This window comes from Candidatus Sericytochromatia bacterium (assembly GCA_035285325.1).
GTDB lineage: Bacteria > Cyanobacteriota > Sericytochromatia > S15B-MN24 > JAQBPE01 > JAYKJB01.
This window is the reverse complement of sequence record JAYKJB010000019.1, coordinates 19,605-37,993: the sequence shown is the minus strand read 5'-3', so window position 1 is coordinate 37,993 and position 18,389 is coordinate 19,605. Positions and strand designations below refer to the sequence as shown.

The following is an 18,389-nucleotide window of genomic DNA, read 5'->3' as shown; positions in this document are numbered from 1 at the left end:
GAAGTTCGGGACACCGGCCTCGCGTCTTGAGGGCGAAGGCTGCATGGCGTTCGGGAACTCGACGGCGGGGCCAGACAAAACACCGACGGCCAGCCCGCCCAAAGCGTGCTGACCGTCTGTTGTTCGTAGACTCGACCCCCACGTTAGTGGGGGTCCAGGTCGGAGCGGCGGGATTTGAACCCACGACCCCCACTACCCCAAAGTGGTGCGCTACCAAGCTGCGCTACGCCCCGAACGGACGAAGCATAGCACAGGGGCGCGCGAGGGCGCAAGGCGAGCGGGTGGGCGGGCCTGGGTCTGCGGCGTCAGCCCTTTTCCGGCCGGGCGATTCGGCCCAAAAGGGCCTGGGACACACGGCCTATCGCGCGTCAAACCGCGCCGGGCCGCACGTCGCGCATCATGTGGCCGACCCGCTCCATGGCGTAGAGGTCGCGCGACTGCAACCAGAGCGACACGTGCTGCACCTGCGCCCCGACCCGGCGCTTTTCCAGCGTCGCGCCGATCCCGTAGCGGATCTGCCGGGCCCCGTGGTGCCGGGCGCGCTGGATGATCTGCCAGAGCACCTGGCGATAGAGCCCCTCGCGCCCCACGTGCGCGTCGTCCAGTCCGGCGAAGACGGGCACGTAGGCCTCCGGGCCGATGAAGCTCACGAACATGCCAATTTCCGGTGGATCCGGCTGCTCGGGCGAGGGCCGCTTGCGCAGGGTGACCAGTTCCCAGGCCGGCGACGCCAGCAGGGTGGGCAGCGTGGTGTCCGGCAATTCGAAGGTGTTGATTTCCAGCTGGCGCTGCTGCAACTGGCGATACAGGGCATGGCAGTGCGCCAGGCGCGCCGCCCCGGGCGCCTCAGCGGTCTGGCCATACACCCGGGCCTCATAGAGCGATCGCCACCCCAGCACCTCCTTGCGGACATGCCGGCGGGCCTTCTTGGACAGGCTCGCCAGCCACGCCGCCTCGTCCTGCCAATCCAGCGTCTGGACCAGCACCTCCGGCATGGCAAAGCGCACGAAACCGGCAGCTGACAGCCAGTCCGACAATTCGTGATCGGCATCGGGCACGTCGCGCACCACCAGGTGATCGGCCTCGCTCGCGCGCTGCAGGCGAGCGGCCTCCCGCAGCAGCAGTTGCAGGGCGGCCCGCCAGTCGCGCTGCCGGTCGAGGTAGAGGTGCTCTCCCTCGGTCAGCAGGCTGCCCATGGCGAAATAACGCGAAGACAGGGCCAGCGGATCGGTCCGTCGCAGCGCCTCCGCCTCACGCGAGACGGGCGCGGGCGCCAACATGTCGTCCTTCCAGAGCGCATCGGTGAAGAAACTGGCGGCCACGATCCGGCCCTCCGCGTCCTCGACCCAGAGGTAGTGAAAGTTCCAGCGATGCTCCGGACGGGCGGCTTCGGCAAAAATGGCTTCCAGGCAGCGCAGGCCTTCGTGGCTGAAGCTGCCCCGGCGCCCGAAGCAAGCATCCCACACGGCCGCATCCACTTCCCCAATCGTCCGCACGTGCCGCACCCGCAGGTTCTCGGGCGCCACCCGAAAGGCCCCCCCAGCTCCCCCTGTGCCCCCGAGCGATTCCCGCACGGGAGGCACATCCGCCGCGGCGATCGCCCGTTTCGTCGGAATCTCGAAGGTCTCGAACACCTCCTCCAGGCTGCTGCCCTCGGCTTCCAGCACCTCGGGCAGGTGGCGCGCCACCGCCGCGAGGAAGGCGTCGATATCCGCCAGCTGCTGGTGACAGGTGATCGTGAAGCGCAGCCCCGCCCGCTGCATCGGCACGGCGGGAAAGACCGCCGTGTTGCCATAGAAGCCGTCCCGCTTCAGCCGTTCGACCAGTTCATAGCTGGCGCGCGGCAGTCCCGTGGCGATGAAGCGAATCGGCACCAGGTCGGTCGAGAGCAGCGGCAACCCGAGCGCCAGACAGCGCGCGTTGCAATGTTCCAGGCGGGTGCGCAGGTCCGCCTGCAGGCCGGCGATTTCCTCGGACAGGTGAATCTCGGCCGAGGCGATCGCCGCCCCCAGATTGGCGGGTTGCAGGGGCCCGGAGAAGATCAGCGAGGGACCGACGGTGCGGATCTTGCGGCGCAATTCGGCGTCGGGAATGATCAGCGCCCCGCCCCCCGACGAGAAGCTCTTGGCCAGCGAGGTCGCCACATACAGGCGCGGATGCGCCGGCAAGGCTTCCAGGACGTGCCCACGGCCGCGTTGCCCGGTCCAGCTCATCCCGTGGGCATCGTCCAGATAGAAGTGCAGGGCAGGGTGGCGCTCGAGCATATCCATCAGCGGCGGCATCGGGGCGACGTCGCCGAACATGCTGTACACGCCGTCGGCCATGTACCAGACCCGTCGGTAGCGCCGCGACAGCTCCAGCACTCGCGCCTCCAGCAAATCGAGTCGATTGTGGCGCAGCACCTCGACCGGCACGCCGTGCACGCGCACATGGTTCAGGGCCGACTGAACGGTGGCGTGAACCTGCTGATCGATCAGCACCGCATCGTCCTCATTGACCAGCACCGGAATGGCCGCCAGGTGCGCCAGCGTCGAGCTGGCCGTGGCCAAGGTGGGCGTGCCGAAAATCGCCCCGAGGCGCTCCTCCAACTCGGCATACAGCGGGGCCGAGACGAAGGCGCGCGACGAGGGAAACTGGGTGCCATAGCGCTGGATGGCATCGATCGCCCCGGCCTTCAGGCGCGGGTCCATTTCCAGGCCCAGGTAGCTGCCTGAGGCGAACTGGAGCAAGGGCTCGCCGTCGAGGGTGATCAGACGGCCATCGCAGGCCTGGTCTTCGGCCGTGCGGTACATCAAACCCCGCTGAGCGGCTTGCCCCAGGCTGCGATCACACGCATCGAGATAGTCGGCGGCCTTGCGCACGTCACAACCCTCCCACTTGACAGAGAAACGACCTTTCTCACAATTTGGTCAACAGGCAACTTGTACCCCCCCCCCCGCGCAAACCGGCCTCTGGCATGAAACGCCCATGGTTGCCGCAAGCAACAACGAGCGGCCAGCGAGGTCCCGACCCGTCGCGCCGACGACGGCGCACCAACAAGGGGTTCGGGCCGGGTATGTGGGGAACGAAATCGCCCTCAGACGGTTGGTTTGAGCAGCCAGGCCGGGTGCGGCGAGAGGAATGGAGCAACGGTGTTCATCGAAGCGATCACGCTGGGCAAGCTGACGAACCTGCTGGGATTCCTGATTCCCCTGATCTTCTCCTTCTCGATCGCCCGCATCTATCGGGAACCCTTCTTCCAGAGCTGGACCTGGAGCTACGCGGTCTTCCTGCTGATCTTCGTGCTGCTCGTCTCCAGCGTCGGCAGTTCGCACCATCTGGTGGTCTTGATCCCACTGGTTGGCCTGTACCAGCTGGGCGCCTTCCTGGTCTTTCGCTGCGCCAGTGAGGTGGCCTCCGAAGACCCCCTGCATGGCCCCGGCTGGAAAGGCCACGCGTTCTGCCTGGTGCTGGGGCTCGTCCTGGCCGTCACCACCCGCAGGCTTGAAATGGCGCTGATTCCAGGCGTCCTGGCGATGGTCTGGAACCACTGGGCGCTGGGCCTGGCCCTGTGGCGCCTGCCGAGCACCCACCAGCAGCAATCCAACAAGGTGCTGGGCCTGCTGGTGGGCAGCATTGGCGCCCTGACCCTGTTGTTTCCAGTCATCGGGGGAACGGCCTGGGCCTGGGTGGGCTATTTCTCCTCCGGGGTGTTGCACCTGCTGGTGGGCATCTGGATGGTGATCTTTCTGCTGCGCAACGTCCAGCGGGAGCTGGAGAGAAAAAACGCGGAGCTGCGCGCGCTCGATGAGATGAAGAGCGAATTTCTGCACACCGTCAGCCACGAGCTGCGCACGCCGCTGACGGCCATCTTGACGGGCATCTTCTTGCTGCGGAACCATCCGCAGCTCGCCTCAGAGCCTCGCAGCACGCGGGTGCTCGACGATGTGGCCAGCAGCGCGGAACGGTTGCGTCAGATGGTCTCGGACCTGTTGACCTACGCCAAGCTGGAATCGGGTCTGCCGCCGCTGGCCGCCCACGCGCGCAGGGACCTGCGCGAGACGGTCCAGAGCGTGATCCGGGAACACGGGGGCATGTTCGAGGCCAAATCCGTGACCCTGCAGGTGGAGGCCGAGGAGGCCATCCCTCTGGTGGGGGACCACGCCCGCCTGCGCCAGATGGTCTCCAACCTGGTGACCAATGCGCTCAAGTTCACCCCGCCTGGAGGCCACGTGACGGTCCGGCTGACGCCAGGGGCCGGCGTGGCCCAACTGGACGTGGCCGACACGGGCATCGGCATCGCGGCCGAGCACCACGTCCCCATCTTCGAACGTTTTTATCAGGTCGAGGGGACCTTGGGGCGGCGCTTTGGCGGGGTGGGCCTGGGGTTGTCGATCTGTCGGGCCATCGTGGAGGCCCACGGGGGCCGCATCTGGGTGGAGAGTCAGCCAGACCAGGGCGCCTGCTTCCGGGTGGAATTGCCGTTGGGCCAGCTCGATGCGCCGACGCCCCCGCTGGCGACGGAGCCCCTCACGGCCTGAATCAGGCGGGCAGCTTCGGTGGCAAGCGAAAAACCCGCCATCCGCCCAAAGCGTGCCTTCTGCAGCGCTTCCCCCCTCCCGCGTGTCGCAATCCAGCCCGGCCACGCGCCGGGTCAGGTCAGGCGCCAGTCGATCGGCGCCTGACCACGCGCCACCAGCCAGCGATTGATCGCGGAGAAGTGGCGGCAGCCGAAAAAACCGTTGGTGGCCGACAGGGGCGACGGATGGGCCGCCTTCAAGACCAGGTGCCGCGTGGCGTCGACCAACCGTCCTTTCTGCTGGGCGTGACGCCCCCACAGGACGAACACCAGGCCCTCGCGTCGGACGTTCAACTCCCGGATGATCGCGTCGGTGAAGGTTTCCCAACCTTGACCGTGATGCGAGGCCGCCTGGTGGGCCCGCACCGTCAGGGTGGCGTTGAGCAGCAACACGCCCTGCGCCGCCCAGGCGCCCAGATGCCCGTGTCCCGGGTTCGCCAGCCCCAGGTCGGCCTGCAGTTCCTTGAAAATGTTCTGCAGCGAGGGCGGAATCGCCACGCCGCGCGGCACCGAAAAACACATCCCCTCGGCCTGACCAGGGCCATGGTAAGGGTCTTGGCCCAGCAACACCACCCGCACCGCCTCGAACGGGGTGCGATCGAGGGCGTTGAAGATCAGCCGCCCCGGCGGATAGAACGTTCTCCCAGCAGCCCGTTCGGCCAACAGAAAGGCTTTCAGCGCGCGAAAGTAGGGCTGCTGGAATTCGGCGGCCAGCACCCGCTTCCAGCTCTCATCCAGACGAGGTTCGACGGGTGGTAAGGCGGGTTCCGTCATCGAGGCACCTGTGGCTTGCGCACGGGGGAAGGCAGTTCCGGCTGCCCCCTCCCTGCAGGTTGTACCCTCCGGCATCCAGCTGGAACCCCGCCAGCCTGGCGCGTGGTACGATCATGGGCGTTTGTTCCGATGGAGGCCCATGCCCGTGAACCTGCCCTTCAATTTGCCCAATCTGCCCCAAATGCCCGAACTGCCGCAGCTGGTCGACTACCGACTGGGCGAGCAAAGCCTGCAGATCGTGGCGCTGAACGGCATGCTGGTACTGCGAGAGATTCCCTACGGCAGCATGCGTCAGGTCAAACGGGGTTACGAGCTGTGGAGCGAACTGCACGCGAACCACGTCGACCTGCTCGGCAAGGCCGTCAGCATCGAACTCGATCGCGCCCTGCTGCCCTGGCTGGTGGTCACCCCGGCGGACCCCGCCGCCTTCATGCTGGAACTGTCGCGCCGCATTGCGGGCGCCAAGAAGGCCTGACATGCTCAAGCACCTCGTCCTGTTCCAGATTGAAGGCCAGACCGAAGCCCAGGAGACGGCCATGATCGCGGCCTTCGAAGGTCTGGTCGACACGATTCCGGAGCTGCACAGCCTGCGTATGGGCCGGAACGTGTCGCCGCGTGACACCACCTACTCGCACGCGCTCGTGTCCGAACACGACGATCTCGACGGCTGCCTGGCCTACGTCAATCACCCGGCTCATCAGGCGGCGATCGCCGCGCACCTGGCCCCCTACATGAAGGCCCGGGCGATCGTCGACTTCACGACCCCGGCCTGACCCCCGCCGGCTGCCCGCTCGGGGCGCCCGCCTCCTCCACCGGGGCGCTCCGCAACGCACGCTGCGCTTGCCAGAGCGAGCGGAAGCGCTCGCGCTGCGCGAACAGGTGCGCCGCGTGCGTGCGACAGTCCTCCAGCACCGCCGCATCTTCGGCCGCTTCGGCTCCCCACCAGCGGGCCGGCTGGTCGGGTTCCGTGATGAGGGCCCCAGGCGCCGTCGCCACCGCCACGTAGACGAAGTCGAGATGGCGATGGTCTCCCAGGTCCTCGACCTGCACCAGCCAGGGGCTGGCCATGCGCCAGGCGCGCGGACTCCCGTGGCGAGGCAAGTCGGGGGTCATATCAAGCAATTCGACCTGCTGGCCGGTCTCCTCGAAGACCTCCCGCACGGCCCCCTCTTCCGGCGTTTCCCCCGCATCGACGTGGCCGCCCGGCGGCAACCAGCGGCCCGCCAGCGGGGGCTTGCGGTGGCGCACGAACAGCAACTGCGTGAAGTCGGGGTCAAAGACGTAGACCGCGGTGGCTTCGTGAATGTCCAAGGGGGGACCTCCTCGCGGGAGCAGACGGCAGGGCCGCGCGCGGTTCGCGATCCCCCGCACGTCGGCAGCCGCCATGGTACTGCGCCGGCCTCCTTTCGACGAGCGTCCGCGACGTGAGGTGGCGAATGCCCGCGGGGCAGTGCCTGGCCATCGCCTCGCAGCGGGGCTGGAGGCGGCTCGGCGCGGTCTTGCCGGGTCAGCCTGGCTGACACGCGAGCCGACGGCGGGCAGCCCCCTGTGCTATGATCCCCCGGTCCTTACGCCAGGAGACTGCTGCGCCATGGAAGCCGCCCCCAAGACCAAATCCGAAGGCCTCGCCGCGCTCAAGCGCCACGCCCTGGATGAAGCCATTCCCATTTTTCTGGAACTGATCCGGTCGGGCGAGGCAGACGCTGACGTGATGGCCGCCTTGGGTGAAGCCTATCGCCAGAAAGGGCGGCCGCAGGAAGCGATCGACGCCCTGCAAAAGGCGCTGGAACTGGAACCCAAACGATTCGACGCGACCCTCTCGCTCGGTCGGGTGGTGGGGCGCTGGGGACGTGCCGAGGAGGCGGTCGGCATTCTCACGCGTGCCGCTGAGTTGAACCCCGCCTCACCGCGCCCGTTCATCGAGATGGGGCTGATTCTGCAGGGGCGTGGCGAGTACCCACAGGCCATCGAGAAGCTGGTTCTGGCCCGCAAGCTGGACGCCCAGGATGAGGGTGCCATGTCGCTGCTCGGCCGGCTTTACACCCGGGTGGGCCGGAAGGCCGATGCGCGGACCCTCTTCGAACAAGCGCACCAACGCTTTCCCGAAAACCCGGAACACCTGCTGGACCTGGCGGAATTGAATCTGGAGGCGGGAGATGCTGATCTGGCGCGCCGTCAGCTGGACCAGGCCCTGGCGCTCGAACCGACCTTTGCGCGCAGCCATTACCACCTGGGCCGCTGGTATCTCGCCGCCAAGGAGGTCGAAAAGGCGTTTCAGGCCTTTCAAGAGAGCACCCGGCTCGATCCGCAAGCCGCCGACACCTGTCTCGGCATGGCCGAGGTGTACGAACGCCTGGAACGCTGGGACGCGGCCCTGACGGAGTACAAGAAGGCGCTGGAACTGCAGCCCAGCCATTTCCTCGCTTGCGACAAGATGGGGCTGGTTCACCTGCGGCGCGGCAAGGTGGACATGGCCCTGGCGGCCTTCCTGAACGCCGTGCGCATCAATCCCAAGTATGCCGACGGCTTCATTCACCTGGGGCGGGCCCACGAAGCCCAGGGCAAGGTAGAAGATGCCATCACCGCCTACGAGAAGGCCTTGCTGCTGGATCCCCAGCAGGCCACCTGCTACGTGAACCTGGGGCCGCTCTACCTCCAGAAGGGGGACGCGGAGAAGGCGCTGGCCTATCTCCAGCGGGCGCTGCCGATTGCGCCGCAAGACGCCCGTATTCCCGCCGGTTTGGCCCAGGTGGCGCTGGCCCGGGGAGACAACCAGGGCGCGCGCGAAGCCATCGAGAAGGCGCTCGACCTGGACCAGGTCGGCGCTGATATTCAGCGCGTGCTCGGCCAGGTGCTGGATGCCGAGGGCCGCCATCGCCAGGCCGCCGACGCTTACGAGCGCGCGCTCGAAGTTCATCCGGATGACGCGTCGCTGCTCGATGCCTGGTCGCTGGCCCTGAGTCGGGCCGGCCGTCATCAGGAAGCGCTGGAGGCGAGCGACAAGGCCCTCGCAATCAAGCCCCAAGACGCTGACCTGCACTACCACGCCGGACTGATTCTGGCCGCCCGGGGCGATGTGCAACCCGCGCTGGAGTCGATGGACAAGGCGCTGGAACTGAATCCCCAGCACTGGACCTGTCAGTTCGACCTGGCCAAGTTGCTGGAGCAAGCCGGACGTCTGGAACCCGCGCTCCGTTGCTACGACGAGATCCTCGAAGCGTTGGATCAGGGGCGCCTCGCGGCCAGCCCGCTGACCGAGGAAGCCCTGACCCGCTATCGACAGATTCGCGAGGCCCTGGAGGCCTCTCGCAAAGGGGGGGGACTGGCACGTCTCTTCGGAGGCCTGTTCGGCAAGAAATAACCCCCGCCGTGTCGCGATGCGAGCAGCGTTCCGCGCCTGATGGGCGCGAACGGGGTGTGGTATACTGAGGCGTCTTACCGGGTCTTCACGGCCTGCACGCTCTACAGGAACGCTTCTCCTTGTCTCCAAAACCCTTCACCGACTTCGAGCTACACCCCGACCTACTCGAGGGGCTCGGAAAAATGGGGTACACCCACGCCACGGCGGTGCAGGACGAAGCCATTCCGCATGTGCAATCGGGCAAAGACCTGATGGTGCAGGCGCGCACCGGCACGGGCAAGACCCTCGGGTTTGGCCTGCCCACCCTTCAGCGGATCGATCCGACCAACCCGGACACCCAGGTGCTGGTGATCTGCCCGACGCGTGAGCTGGCCCTGCAGGTCTCTGACGAACTCGCACGCGTGGCCGAAAAGATGCAGATCATCGTGGCGGCGGTGTTCGGCGGCGTGAAGATCGAGACCCAGATCGACAAGATGCAATGGGCCCCGGTGGTGGTTGGCACCCCGGGCCGGCTGCGCGACCACATCGAACGCGGCTACCTGCACCTCGACACCTGCAAGGTGGTGGTGCTCGACGAAGCGGACGAGATGCTCGATATGGGTTTCAAGGACGACCTGGAATACATCCTCGATCGCGTGCCCGCCGCGCATCGACAGACGCTGCTCTTCAGCGCCACGTTCCCCCCCGAAATCGTCAAGATTGCGCACAAGTACATGCGCAACCCGGAGAAAATCGAAGTGAGTTCTGGCTTTACCCCTGCCGTGGGCTTGACCCACAAATTCGCGCGCGTCCCCAAAGACAAGAAAATCCAGGCGATGGGCACACTGCTGCGCAACCCGGATGTGGCATCCGCCATCATTTTCTGCGAGACCAAGGTGGAAGCCGCCTGGGTGCATCAGCGTCTGAAGCGGGAAGGCATCACGATCGGCATCCTGACGGGCGACATCCCCCAGGAGAAGCGCCTGACCACGCTGCAGCAATTCCGGGACGGCGAGCTGAACGTGCTGGTGGCCACCGACGTGGCGGCGCGCGGGCTGGACATTCCCGCCGTCTCGCACGTCTTCCACTTCACCGTTCCCCGCGACACGGCCACCTACATCCACCGCAGCGGCCGGACGGCGCGCGCCGGGAAGTCGGGAATTGCCTTCACGCTGGTCACGCAGGAAGAGGAGCGCGACTTCCAGAACATCATGCGCGACCTCAAGCAAACCCAAGGGGGCGGTCAGGCCCAAGCCCCTCGGCAGCCTCACGCCGCGGCCCCCGCGCCAGCAGGCCCGAGACAGCCCGCTGCGCCGGCGGCTCAAGCGGGTCAACCGAACGGAAGGCCTGGTCAACCGTCCGGACAGGCACCTGGTCGCTTCGACGGCCGTGGCGCCCGTTTGACCCCGGAGCAGGCCGGCGTGGCCTCGCAGATTTTCCAGGCCATCTCGTCGGAAGCCGCGAATACCGAGCCCTATCGGGGCCTGGTGGACGCCTTGATGTCGCGTGGCGACTCGCGGCGCATCCTGGCGGCCCTGCTGTCGCAGACGCCGCAAGCCGAGGCGTGGCTCGATGTGGCGCCTCAGGCACCGGATCAGCCCCAAGCCGAAGACCGGGGTGAGGGTCAGGACCAGGGCCGCCGAGAGGGCCGTCGCCGCCGCCGCGGCGGACGGGGCCGCGGCGGTCGCCAAGGCGGCCAAGGTGAGATGAATGGTGCCGGCTTCCCGGCGGCCGCTGAGCCGGCTGCCGCCCCGGCACCGGTGGCCGCGCCCGCGCGTCCAGCGCCCGTCGAAGCGGGTGAGGCAGCGCCCAAGCCGGTCCGGCAGCGGTCGGTGCGCAAGGCCAGCGCGGAACCGGAAGCCGCCCCCGTGGTGATGGCTGTTCCGACCGAAGCGGTGGAAGCGCCCAAGAAGCGTCGCACCACCAAGCGGACGGAAGCGGCGGAAGCGCCCGCTGCCGAGGTGACGGAAGCGCCCAAGAAGACCCGGACCACCCGCGCCAAGGCGGTGGCCGAACCTGTCGTGGAGGAAAAGGCCCCCGTCAAGCGCGCGACCCGGGCCAAGAAAACCACTGAAGCAGCGACGGTCTGAGCCGGCGTGCCCTGAGGACCCGCTGCCCGCGGGTCCTTTTTGATGTTCAGGAATCCCCCCTGCCCCCATGTCCAACCAGCGCCACCTGCATCGTCTGATCGGTCTTGTCAGTTCGCCGCTGATCCTGCTGGCCGCCTGCACCACCCTGGGCCTCAACCACAAGGATTGGTTGCAGGGGCGCCTGGCGCCGCCGCTCCCGGCCACGACGCCGCATCAGCGTTACATTCTGAGCAGCACCGTCAACCCGGCCAACGCCCGCCAGCTTTTTGTCGGGACGAACGATGGGCTGTTCGTGAGCCCGGATGGGGGCAAACACTGGGAAAACCTGCCGATGCCCGTCAAGGCCGTGCAGGTCTCGAGCCTGCTGTTCACCACACGTCCGACCCGAACGCTGTGGGTGGTCTTGCGGGATCGCGGCGTCTGGCGCTCCGTCGACGATGGCGCCCACTGGGCCCCCGTGCCACTGCCGGCCGGTCAGCCCGCAGTGGCCAGCCTGGCCCTCAACGCGGACGGCGGCATGGTCCTTGTGAGCGCGCGAGGAACCTGGGTTCAAGCGAGGCCCGGTGGCCCCTTCATGACCCACCGAGCCCACGAGAATCCGGAGGACCGCGAGGGGAAACGGCGCCTCCAGCTGTTCTATGACCTCCACGACGGTCAGTACTGGCGGGATTTTGGCGTGCCGATCACGGATGGCGTGGCGATCGCCCTGATCGCCCTGGTCGCGACCGGCTACGGACTGGCCTTGCAAGCGGCCTGGCGCAAGCGCCAGCGACGAATTCGCGGACGCTGGCGGGGCAAGCTGGCCCTGAAGGCCGAGTCAGCGCCCACGCGAGGCGGCTGACGGCACCCGTGGCGCCAGAAACGCCCGGGGCACTCCCGGGGAACCGACCGGTCAGCCTGATTGGACCCGATGAGCCAACTCAGAACGTGGTTCCGAGCCCCCAGTTGACCTGAAAATCGCCGCGCAGAGAAGCCCCACGGGTGATGCCCTGGGCGAAGCCCAACCGCAGATCCACCGGCACACCTTGAAATGCGGCGGTGCGCGCCCGCAATTCTGCGCCGGTGCCGCTCAGGGTGTCATTCAAGGTCGGGAGGTCGAGACTCGTGGAATCGACGCCCCAGAAGGCTCCCCCATCCAGGAACGCCACCCCATACAGCTGGTTGATGAACAAGGGGAATTCGCCCCAGCCCCGCATGACCTCCATGATCGGCCAGCGATACTCCAACCCCGCCGACACCACCCGATTGCCCACGGCAAAATTGTGGCCGCGCAGCAGAATCATCCGGTTGGAATAATCCGTCGCGGAAGTCAGGTCCCAGCGGTTCAGCGTCGACAGTGGCTGATAGCCGAACGGGGCGCGCCAGGCTGCCATGTAAAAGTCGCCATTGCGGTTGTAGACCAAGCCCCCCGTGGTCCGCAGCGCCAGCGAATGCTTCTGCGGCAAAGGCACATAGAACCGGTGGTCTGCCCACAAGCGCGTGAAGGTTCGCTCCACGGGCATCCCGGCCACCGGGATGCCTTGCTCGGCCCCCAGCGTGGTCAGCTGTCCCTCTGAAGGACCGTAATCGTAGGGCCAGCGTACACTCTGGGCCCGCTGCCACTGGACGAAAGCGCTGTGGTAGCTTCCCGGGTTATCCGCCGTCCAGACGGCCGGCAGATCGCCATTCATCACGGGCGTCAGCCGCTGATCGGCCGGGAACTTGTCCGCGTACTTGTCGGGAACCGCCGTATCCTCGATTTCCAGCGCATAGTCTTCCACCCGCTCGGTGCGCAGACCGAAGGTCCAGTTGTCCCCGGTGATGGGTGGGGGTTCGAACAGGGGGTAGCGCAATCCGGGCCATTGCATGGAGAGGGTGGCCGACTTGTTCCACTGCCAGCGGTTGGCCCAGACGATATCCTCTGGGACTTCCTTGTCCGGAAACAATGGCTGACGCCCCAGGCCCGCATATTCAATGGCAAACAGTGACCACGGCAAGGCACCCGCGGAGTTGCCGTAGTTGAAGCCGTAATTCAACCGTCCGCTGTTGAGACCATATCCCCCGATCAGCACCAAGCTTTGCTGCCGCAGCAAGTCCTGCCAGTAAGTGTAGAGCGTGACATTGCGGCCCTGTTCGTCCTGCGAAAACAGCGGGAACCAGGTACTCGGCCCCATGGTCGTGAGCGGATTGTAGGGCGAGATGCCCCGGATGGTGGCGGGGGGCAGGCTCGGCAGTTCCGGCACGGGACCGGCCGAGCGCACCGCCACACCGTGCGGGGCGGGTGCCGCCTCGAAGGGGATCAGGGCGATGTCATAGCCGCGGCCCGAATAGGTGGCGAAGGCAATCTGCTTGCCATCCGGCGAAACAACCGGGTCAAAGGCCCCCCCGGGCACATCCGTGAGGGCCCGCAGGCGTCGGGTCGCCAGGTCGAAGACGTGCACGTTGAACACCCCATCGGTGCGATCCGAGACGAACACCAAGCCCCGTCCATCAGGCGTCCAGGTCGGATAAAAATCGAGCGCGAGGTCGCGCCAGAGCGGCTTCATGTCGCCTTTTTCCGCGTCGACCAACCAGAGGTCACGGGTGCCGGCATGCCAGACGGCCACGGCCAGACGCTTGCCATCCGGCGACCAGACCGGATTGCCGAACTGGTAAGCATTCTGGTCGAACAGCCATTCTCGCAGGTGACGACCGGAGGCGGCGTCGTAAATGGCCAGACCGGTTTTCCCCCCACCGTTGGGAACGCCCACGAGGCGCTTGCCATCAGGCGACACCATCGGCGCGAACAGCCGCGCATTCTTGGTGAGCTGTTTTTTCTTCTTGGTTTTGCGGTCCAGCACGAAGATGTCTCGGTAGCTGGTCAGACCGCGGGGAGACTCGGAGGTGTCGGCTTCGTAGTAAACCAGATCTGGATTTTCCGCGACCGACACGGCCGAGCGGGTGCTCTTGGACATCACCACTTCGCGCGGCGAACCATCCAGCTTGTCGGCGTAGATCTTGGCGGACTGGTTACGAGCGGCCTCCGTGTACCAGAGCGTTCCATCGGGCAACCAGAGTGGATGGCGATGGTGACGGCCGGTGTCGGTCACCAGTTTGGGCACCGGAAAGCGCGCCAGCGTCTCCCGCTTGTCCGCGCGCGCTTTCCAGACCAGCCGCTCGGCCTCGTAGCGCGCCCCCAGGGTTCGGACCATATCGGCCCAGATCTGCTGCGCCGTCTCCCCGGTGGCCCGCCACACGGCATTGTCGAAGCCCAGGTAGGGAAACACCCCGTACTGCCGGAGAATCTCGGCGGGCGCCTTTTCCCCGTGGCGCGCCACCAGGTGGGCGATGAAGGCGCTGCCCCAGGTGTATTCATAGCCGCCCATCGGCCATTCGAGCATATATCGCCCGAACACCTGATCGTAAGCGGGAACCTTGCCCTCCCAGAAGGCCATGCGACGCGTCATCTCGAAATCGCCCTCGAGGCCGCGTCCGCCGCCGGTGAACTTGCTCTCGGTATACACCGCCAACCCTTCCGTGAAGTAGGAAGGCACGTTGGTGAGCAGGTCCGGCAGTTGCAGCGTCACCTCGATCGGCAGGGTCGGCAACTGGCTGAAGATGAAGCCACCGGCTGCGGAGTTGATCTGATTGACCAGCCAGGGCGTGTGTTCAAATTGCAGGATGTGGGTGTATTCGTGAATGAAGAGCAGACGCAACCACTGGTCATAACGCCCGATCGGCATCCCCTCATCCGGATTCGGCGGCGTCATCCAGAGCCAGACCGCCCGGTGCGGGCTGTTGTGCGCGAGGCTGTTCAGTTCGTCAAAGACATCCGAGATCACCACCTCCGTCACGTCCGGAGGCTCCACTTGCATCATGGGAACCAGCAGGCGGTGGGCGTCTTCGGCAATGGCAGCCACCTCGCGGGCCTTGTGGGCCAGCTCCGGCGTGTGATAGATGCGGAAGTGAGGCGTCTGCAGGGTCGTCCAGCTGCTGCCCGGCTCGAACAACGCGGTCTGAGCCCGGGCGGGAGCCGCGAAAGGGCCTCCCAGGGCCAGGGTCAGGGCCAGAGTGGATAACGCAAAACGGAACCGATGCAAAGAGACCTCTGCCAAAGGGAGGGGCCGAGCCCCCCTGGGCTCGTACCCTCCTGCGGCCTCACACTAACGGGGCTTGCGGCCCCCTGTCAACGCGGCTCGATGATGAAACGAATGGCCGTGCGCTCCTCGCCATTCACCTCGATGTCCAGAAAGGCAGGAATCGTGACCAGGTTCAGGCCAGATGGAGCCACGTAGCCGCGGGCGATACCGATCGCCTTGACCGTCTGATTGACCGCCCCCGCCCCGATGGCCTGCACCTCGCAGTGACCCGTTTCGCGGATCACGCCGGCGATCGCCCCGGCCACCGAGGCCGGGTTGGAATTGGAACAGACGCGTAACAGGGGAACCCGCTTGGGGGGAGCTTGCTTCGATAACACCAGGCGACCCTCCTCGTGTCAGACGGCAGCGTCACATCCGAGAACTCCGCTGACATCCGCGATGGTACGCCCGCCACGCCGTCGGGCGAAGGCCAGATCAGACAAGGTTTGCCCCAGGCCTTCGTGCCAGATGCCAGGGAGGCATTGGACTTGGCGTGCAAGCAGGCAGCTCAGGCTGGGGGGGGGCAACCGGAACGCCCACCACGTCCAGGAGCAGCGCGCAGGGAGCCGCCAGCGCGAGGGAAGCTCGCGCTGGCGCAGGCCGTCAACGTGAGGGAACGGTCGCACTGGCGCAGGCCGCCAGCGCCGCCACGAAGGCCTCGAGGGCCGCGGGGGTGTTGACCTCCGTGACCGCCACCAGGAAATCCCGCTCACGGTCGGGGAACCAGCGTTCGAGTGCCACGCCGCCCAGAATCCCCTGAGCTTCCAGGGCTTCAAGCAAGGCGGCCGCAGGAACGGGCGCCCGCACCACGAACTCATGCAAGAAGGGCCCCGCATGGGCCAGCTGGTAACCCGGCAAAGCCGCGATGCGACGGGCCAGGTCGTGGGCGCGTGCCGCAGAGGTTTCCGCCACCTGGCGCAACCCCTCGGCCCCGGCCAGCGACAGGTAGACGGTCACGGCCAGCGCGCAAAGGGCCTGGTTGGTGCAGATGTTGCTGGTGGCCTTTTCGCGGCGGATGTGTTGCTCGCGCGTCTGCAAGGTCAGCGTGTAGGCGCGGTCTCCGCGCGAGTCGACGGTGGCCCCGACGATGCGACCGGGCAGCTGGCGGAAATGCTCGCTCCGGCAGGCCATGAAGCCCACGTGAGGCCCCCCGAACTGGGGCAGATTGCCGACAGACTGACCATCGCCGACCACGATATCGGCGCCGTAGTCCCCTGGCGGGGTCAGCACGGCCAGCGAGACGGGGTCCACCACCGCCACCAGCAAGGCCCCCACCGCGTGCGCCGCCTCGGCGAGGGCTGGCATCGCCTCCACCAGTCCGAGGAAGTTGGGCGTCTGAACGACCAGGCAGGCCGTTTCACTGGACAGCAGCGAGGGCAATGACTCCGGGTCCAGCAGGCCATCCGAGGTCGCGGCCAGGCGGACCGTCGGCTCCGGCCCCCGCGCGTAGGTGCGCAGCACTTCCACGTATTCCGGATGCACGGTGTCGGCCACGACGACGTCTCGACGACCGGTGATCCGCATGGCCATGAACGCGGCTTCCGCCACGGCGGTCGATGCGTCGTACAGGCTGGCGTTTGACACGTCCATGCCCGTCAGGGCGCAGATCAGACTCTGGTACTCATAGGTGTACTGCAGCGTCCCCTGGCTGACCTCAGGCTGGTAGGGCGTATACGCCGTGTAGAACTCGGCACGCGAGACCAGGGCGTCGACCGCTGCCGGCACGAAGCGCTGATACACGCCGGCACCAAGGAAGGTGCGGCCATCCGGAACCCGGTTCCGTGCGGCCAGGTCGCGCATCGCGGCCTGAACTTCAAATTCGCTGAGTCCCTCCGGTAGGCGCAGTTCAGGCAAACGCAACCTGGCCGGCACGTGGGCGACCATGGCTTCAAAGGAAGGAAAGCCGACCTCCGCCAGCATTTCGCGACGGTCGTCGGCAGACAGGGGAAGATAAGGGTTCATCACAATCCTCCGAGGTAGGCCTCATAGGCGGCCGCATCCATCAGGCCGTCCCCAGCCTCCGGACGCGTGCCCTTCATCCGGATGATCCACCCCTGCCCGTAAGGATCTTCACTGACCAGCCCGGGCTCCTGATTCAGGGCCTCGTTGACGGCCACCACTTCACCCGCCATCGGAGCATACAGGTCCGAGACGGCCTTGACCGACTCGACCACGCCGAACGACTCCCCGCGTGCCAGCTGCTTCCCAACCGGGGGCAACTCGACGAAGACGACGTCCCCGAGCTGTTCAGCGGCGTACTTGGAGATGCCGATGGTGGCCCCTTCCGCATCGGGAACCAGGTACTCGTGGGAGGAAACGAAGGCAATCTGCGCGGGCAAGGTCATGACTCAAGCTCCATCTCTCGTGGTGGCGGGGCGACGATAGAACGGCAAACGCACCAGCGTGGCGGCATGTTGCTGCCCGCGAATCTCGACGGTCAAGGGGCTGTCGATGGCGGAGGCCGCCACGAGCGCCGTCGCGATGGGTTGTTGCAGCGTGGGCGAGAGCGTGCCGGAGAGGACCTCACCGACCGGCTGGCCCGCGGCGAAAACGGCGTAACCTTGCCGGGCGATCGCCCGGCCTTCCAACACCAGACCCACCACGCGAGCCGACATGCTCCCGGCGCGCTGGGCGGTCAGGGCCTCACGCCCGAGGAAATCCCCTTTATCCAGCTTCACGCTCCAGGTGAGGCCGGCCATCACCGGGCTGATCTGGTCCGTCAGCTCGTGGCCGTAAAGGGGCAAGCCCGCCTCGAGACGCAACGTGTCCCGGGCCCCCAGACCGGCCGGCTTCAGGCCGTGCTCGGCGCCGGCTGCCAGCAACGCGCGCCACAGCGCGGGGGCGTCCGCCGGCGCGCAGAAAATTTCGAAGCCATCCTCGCCCGTGTACCCCGTGCGGGCCACGGTGCAGGCCAGACCAGCGACTAGACCATCCTGCCAGCGGAACGCCCCTTGCGAGGACAGAGGTGTGGGCAGCACCGCAATGGGCGCCAAAATCTGCTCGGCGCACGGCCCTTGCAAAGCCAACATGGCGGTATCATCGGACACATCCGTGAGCTCCACGTCGCCGGACAGGTGGCCCTTCAGCCAAGCCCAATCCTTGGCGATGTTGGAAGCATTCACCACCAGCAAGAAGCCATCCGGGCGCCGGTAGACCAGCAAGTCATCCACGGTACCCCCATCCGGACGGGTGAATTGAGTGTAGAGGGCCTGGTCCGCCGCCAAACGGGCCACATCATTGGCGACGACCCGTTGCACAAAGGCCTCCGCCCCAACGCCCCGCACCTGGAACTCCCCCATATGAGAGACATCGAACAGGCCTGCGGCCTGTCGAACCGCGTGGTGCTCATCCAGGATGCCGCTGTACTGGACCGGCATCTCCCATCCCGCGAAGGGAACCATTCTGGCTCCGAGCGAGCAGTGCTCCTGATGGAGGGGCGTACGCGACAGGGTCGCGGGCGTGGAAAGTTCGGTCATGGCCGGCTGGCAGTCCCTTCTGGCGTGCTCAATGTATCACGCGGCCAGAATGAG

At 66.6% G+C, this 18,389-nt stretch carries 14 protein-coding genes and 1 tRNA gene; 6 read left to right on the top strand and 9 right to left on the bottom strand.

The features are described 5' to 3' along the window. Positions 1 to 159: 159 nt before the first annotated feature. Positions 160 to 233, bottom strand: a tRNA-Pro gene (locus VKP62_03155). 135 nt (positions 234 to 368) lie between these two features. Continuing rightward, positions 369 to 2,861 (bottom strand): aminotransferase class I/II-fold pyridoxal phosphate-dependent enzyme, encoded by a 2,493-nt coding sequence (locus tag VKP62_03150; protein ID MEB3196179.1) that lies wholly within the window; start codon positions 2,859 to 2,861, stop codon positions 369 to 371. Positions 2,862 to 3,131: 270 nt separating this feature from the next. Here VKP62_03150 and VKP62_03145 point away from each other — a divergent pair, with 270 nt between their 5' ends. Next, positions 3,132 to 4,520 carry a HAMP domain-containing sensor histidine kinase gene (locus VKP62_03145; GenBank protein ID MEB3196178.1) on the top strand — a complete coding sequence of 463 codons (1,389 nt, stop codon included), beginning with the start codon at positions 3,132 to 3,134 and terminating at the stop codon, positions 4,518 to 4,520. Positions 4,521 to 4,633: 113 nt separating this feature from the next. Here VKP62_03145 and ung read toward each other — a convergent pair whose 3' ends face one another. Further along, positions 4,634 to 5,332: a uracil-DNA glycosylase gene (gene ung / locus VKP62_03140; protein ID MEB3196177.1), complete on the bottom strand. Its 699-nt coding sequence runs from the start codon at positions 5,330 to 5,332 to the stop codon at positions 4,634 to 4,636. A gap of 145 nt (positions 5,333 to 5,477) precedes the next feature. Between ung and VKP62_03135 the strand changes: the two genes are divergently transcribed. Continuing rightward, the gene (locus VKP62_03135; protein MEB3196176.1) at positions 5,478 to 5,807 is read left to right on the top strand and encodes a hypothetical protein; all 330 of its coding nucleotides are present in this window, start codon (positions 5,478 to 5,480) and stop codon (positions 5,805 to 5,807) included. A 1-nt stretch (position 5,808) separates the two neighbouring features. Beyond that, complete coding sequence (locus tag VKP62_03130; protein ID MEB3196175.1) at positions 5,809 to 6,105, top strand: Dabb family protein; 297 nt, start codon at positions 5,809 to 5,811, stop codon at positions 6,103 to 6,105. On the opposite strand, the gene VKP62_03125 is transcribed toward VKP62_03130, so the two are convergent. Then, positions 6,089 to 6,643, bottom strand: a complete 555-nt coding sequence (locus tag VKP62_03125; protein MEB3196174.1) for an NUDIX domain-containing protein — start codon at positions 6,641 to 6,643, stop codon at positions 6,089 to 6,091. The two genes, VKP62_03130 and VKP62_03125, sit on opposite strands and share 17 nt — an antisense overlap. Before the next feature lie 280 nt (positions 6,644 to 6,923). Here VKP62_03125 and VKP62_03120 point away from each other — a divergent pair, with 280 nt between their 5' ends. The 3 genes from VKP62_03120 to VKP62_03110 all read left to right on the top strand — a co-directional run bounded on the left by VKP62_03120 (position 6,924) and on the right by VKP62_03110 (position 11,603). Then, a complete protein-coding gene (locus VKP62_03120; protein MEB3196173.1) occupies positions 6,924 to 8,693 on the top strand; it encodes a tetratricopeptide repeat protein in 1,770 nt (589 codons plus the stop codon). Between the two features lie 119 nt (positions 8,694 to 8,812). Further along, positions 8,813 to 10,762 carry a DEAD/DEAH box helicase gene (locus VKP62_03115; protein ID MEB3196172.1) on the top strand — a complete coding sequence of 650 codons (1,950 nt, stop codon included), beginning with the start codon at positions 8,813 to 8,815 and terminating at the stop codon, positions 10,760 to 10,762. Positions 10,763 to 10,829: 67 nt separating this feature from the next. Continuing rightward, the gene (locus tag VKP62_03110) at positions 10,830 to 11,603 is read left to right on the top strand and encodes a hypothetical protein (protein ID MEB3196171.1); all 774 of its coding nucleotides are present in this window, start codon (positions 10,830 to 10,832) and stop codon (positions 11,601 to 11,603) included. A gap of 79 nt (positions 11,604 to 11,682) precedes the next feature. On the opposite strand, the gene VKP62_03105 is transcribed toward VKP62_03110, so the two are convergent. The 5 genes from VKP62_03105 to gcvT all read right to left on the bottom strand — a co-directional run bounded on the left by VKP62_03105 (position 11,683) and on the right by gcvT (position 18,335). After that, complete coding sequence (locus VKP62_03105) at positions 11,683 to 14,820, bottom strand: BamA/TamA family outer membrane protein (GenBank protein MEB3196170.1); 3,138 nt, start codon at positions 14,818 to 14,820, stop codon at positions 11,683 to 11,685. A gap of 86 nt (positions 14,821 to 14,906) precedes the next feature. After that, on the bottom strand, positions 14,907 to 15,197 hold the full coding sequence (locus VKP62_03100) for a stage V sporulation protein S (GenBank protein ID MEB3196169.1): 291 nt from the start codon (positions 15,195 to 15,197) through the stop codon (positions 14,907 to 14,909). Positions 15,198 to 15,462: 265 nt separating this feature from the next. Then, complete coding sequence (gene gcvPA, locus VKP62_03095; protein MEB3196168.1) at positions 15,463 to 16,821, bottom strand: aminomethyl-transferring glycine dehydrogenase subunit GcvPA; 1,359 nt, start codon at positions 16,819 to 16,821, stop codon at positions 15,463 to 15,465. After that, positions 16,821 to 17,204: a glycine cleavage system protein GcvH gene (gene gcvH, locus VKP62_03090; GenBank protein ID MEB3196167.1), complete on the bottom strand. Its 384-nt coding sequence runs from the start codon at positions 17,202 to 17,204 to the stop codon at positions 16,821 to 16,823. Before gcvH ends, gcvPA begins: the two co-directional genes overlap by 1 nt. A gap of 3 nt (positions 17,205 to 17,207) precedes the next feature. After that, positions 17,208 to 18,335, bottom strand: coding sequence for a glycine cleavage system aminomethyltransferase GcvT (gcvT, locus tag VKP62_03085; protein ID MEB3196166.1), 1,128 nt, complete (start codon positions 18,333 to 18,335; stop codon positions 17,208 to 17,210). Positions 18,336 to 18,389: the final 54 nt, after the last annotated feature.

What these genes read in the sequence shown, in the direction of transcription:
- ung (MEB3196177.1), bottom strand. Translation starts at nt 5,332, where the DNA reads ATGACGGAACCCGCCTTACCACCCGTCGAACCTCGTCTGGATGAGAGC.
- VKP62_03130 (MEB3196175.1), top strand. Translation starts at nt 5,809, where the DNA reads ATGCTCAAGCACCTCGTCCTGTTCCAGATTGAAGGCCAGACCGAAGCC.
- VKP62_03120 (MEB3196173.1), top strand. Translation starts at nt 6,924, where the DNA reads ATGGAAGCCGCCCCCAAGACCAAATCCGAAGGCCTCGCCGCGCTCAAG.
- VKP62_03110 (MEB3196171.1), top strand. Translation starts at nt 10,830, where the DNA reads ATGTCCAACCAGCGCCACCTGCATCGTCTGATCGGTCTTGTCAGTTCG.
- gcvPA (MEB3196168.1), bottom strand. Translation starts at nt 16,821, where the DNA reads ATGAACCCTTATCTTCCCCTGTCTGCCGACGACCGTCGCGAAATGCTG.
- gcvH (MEB3196167.1), bottom strand. Translation starts at nt 17,204, where the DNA reads ATGACCTTGCCCGCGCAGATTGCCTTCGTTTCCTCCCACGAGTACCTG.
- gcvT (MEB3196166.1), bottom strand. Translation starts at nt 18,335, where the DNA reads ATGACCGAACTTTCCACGCCCGCGACCCTGTCGCGTACGCCCCTCCAT.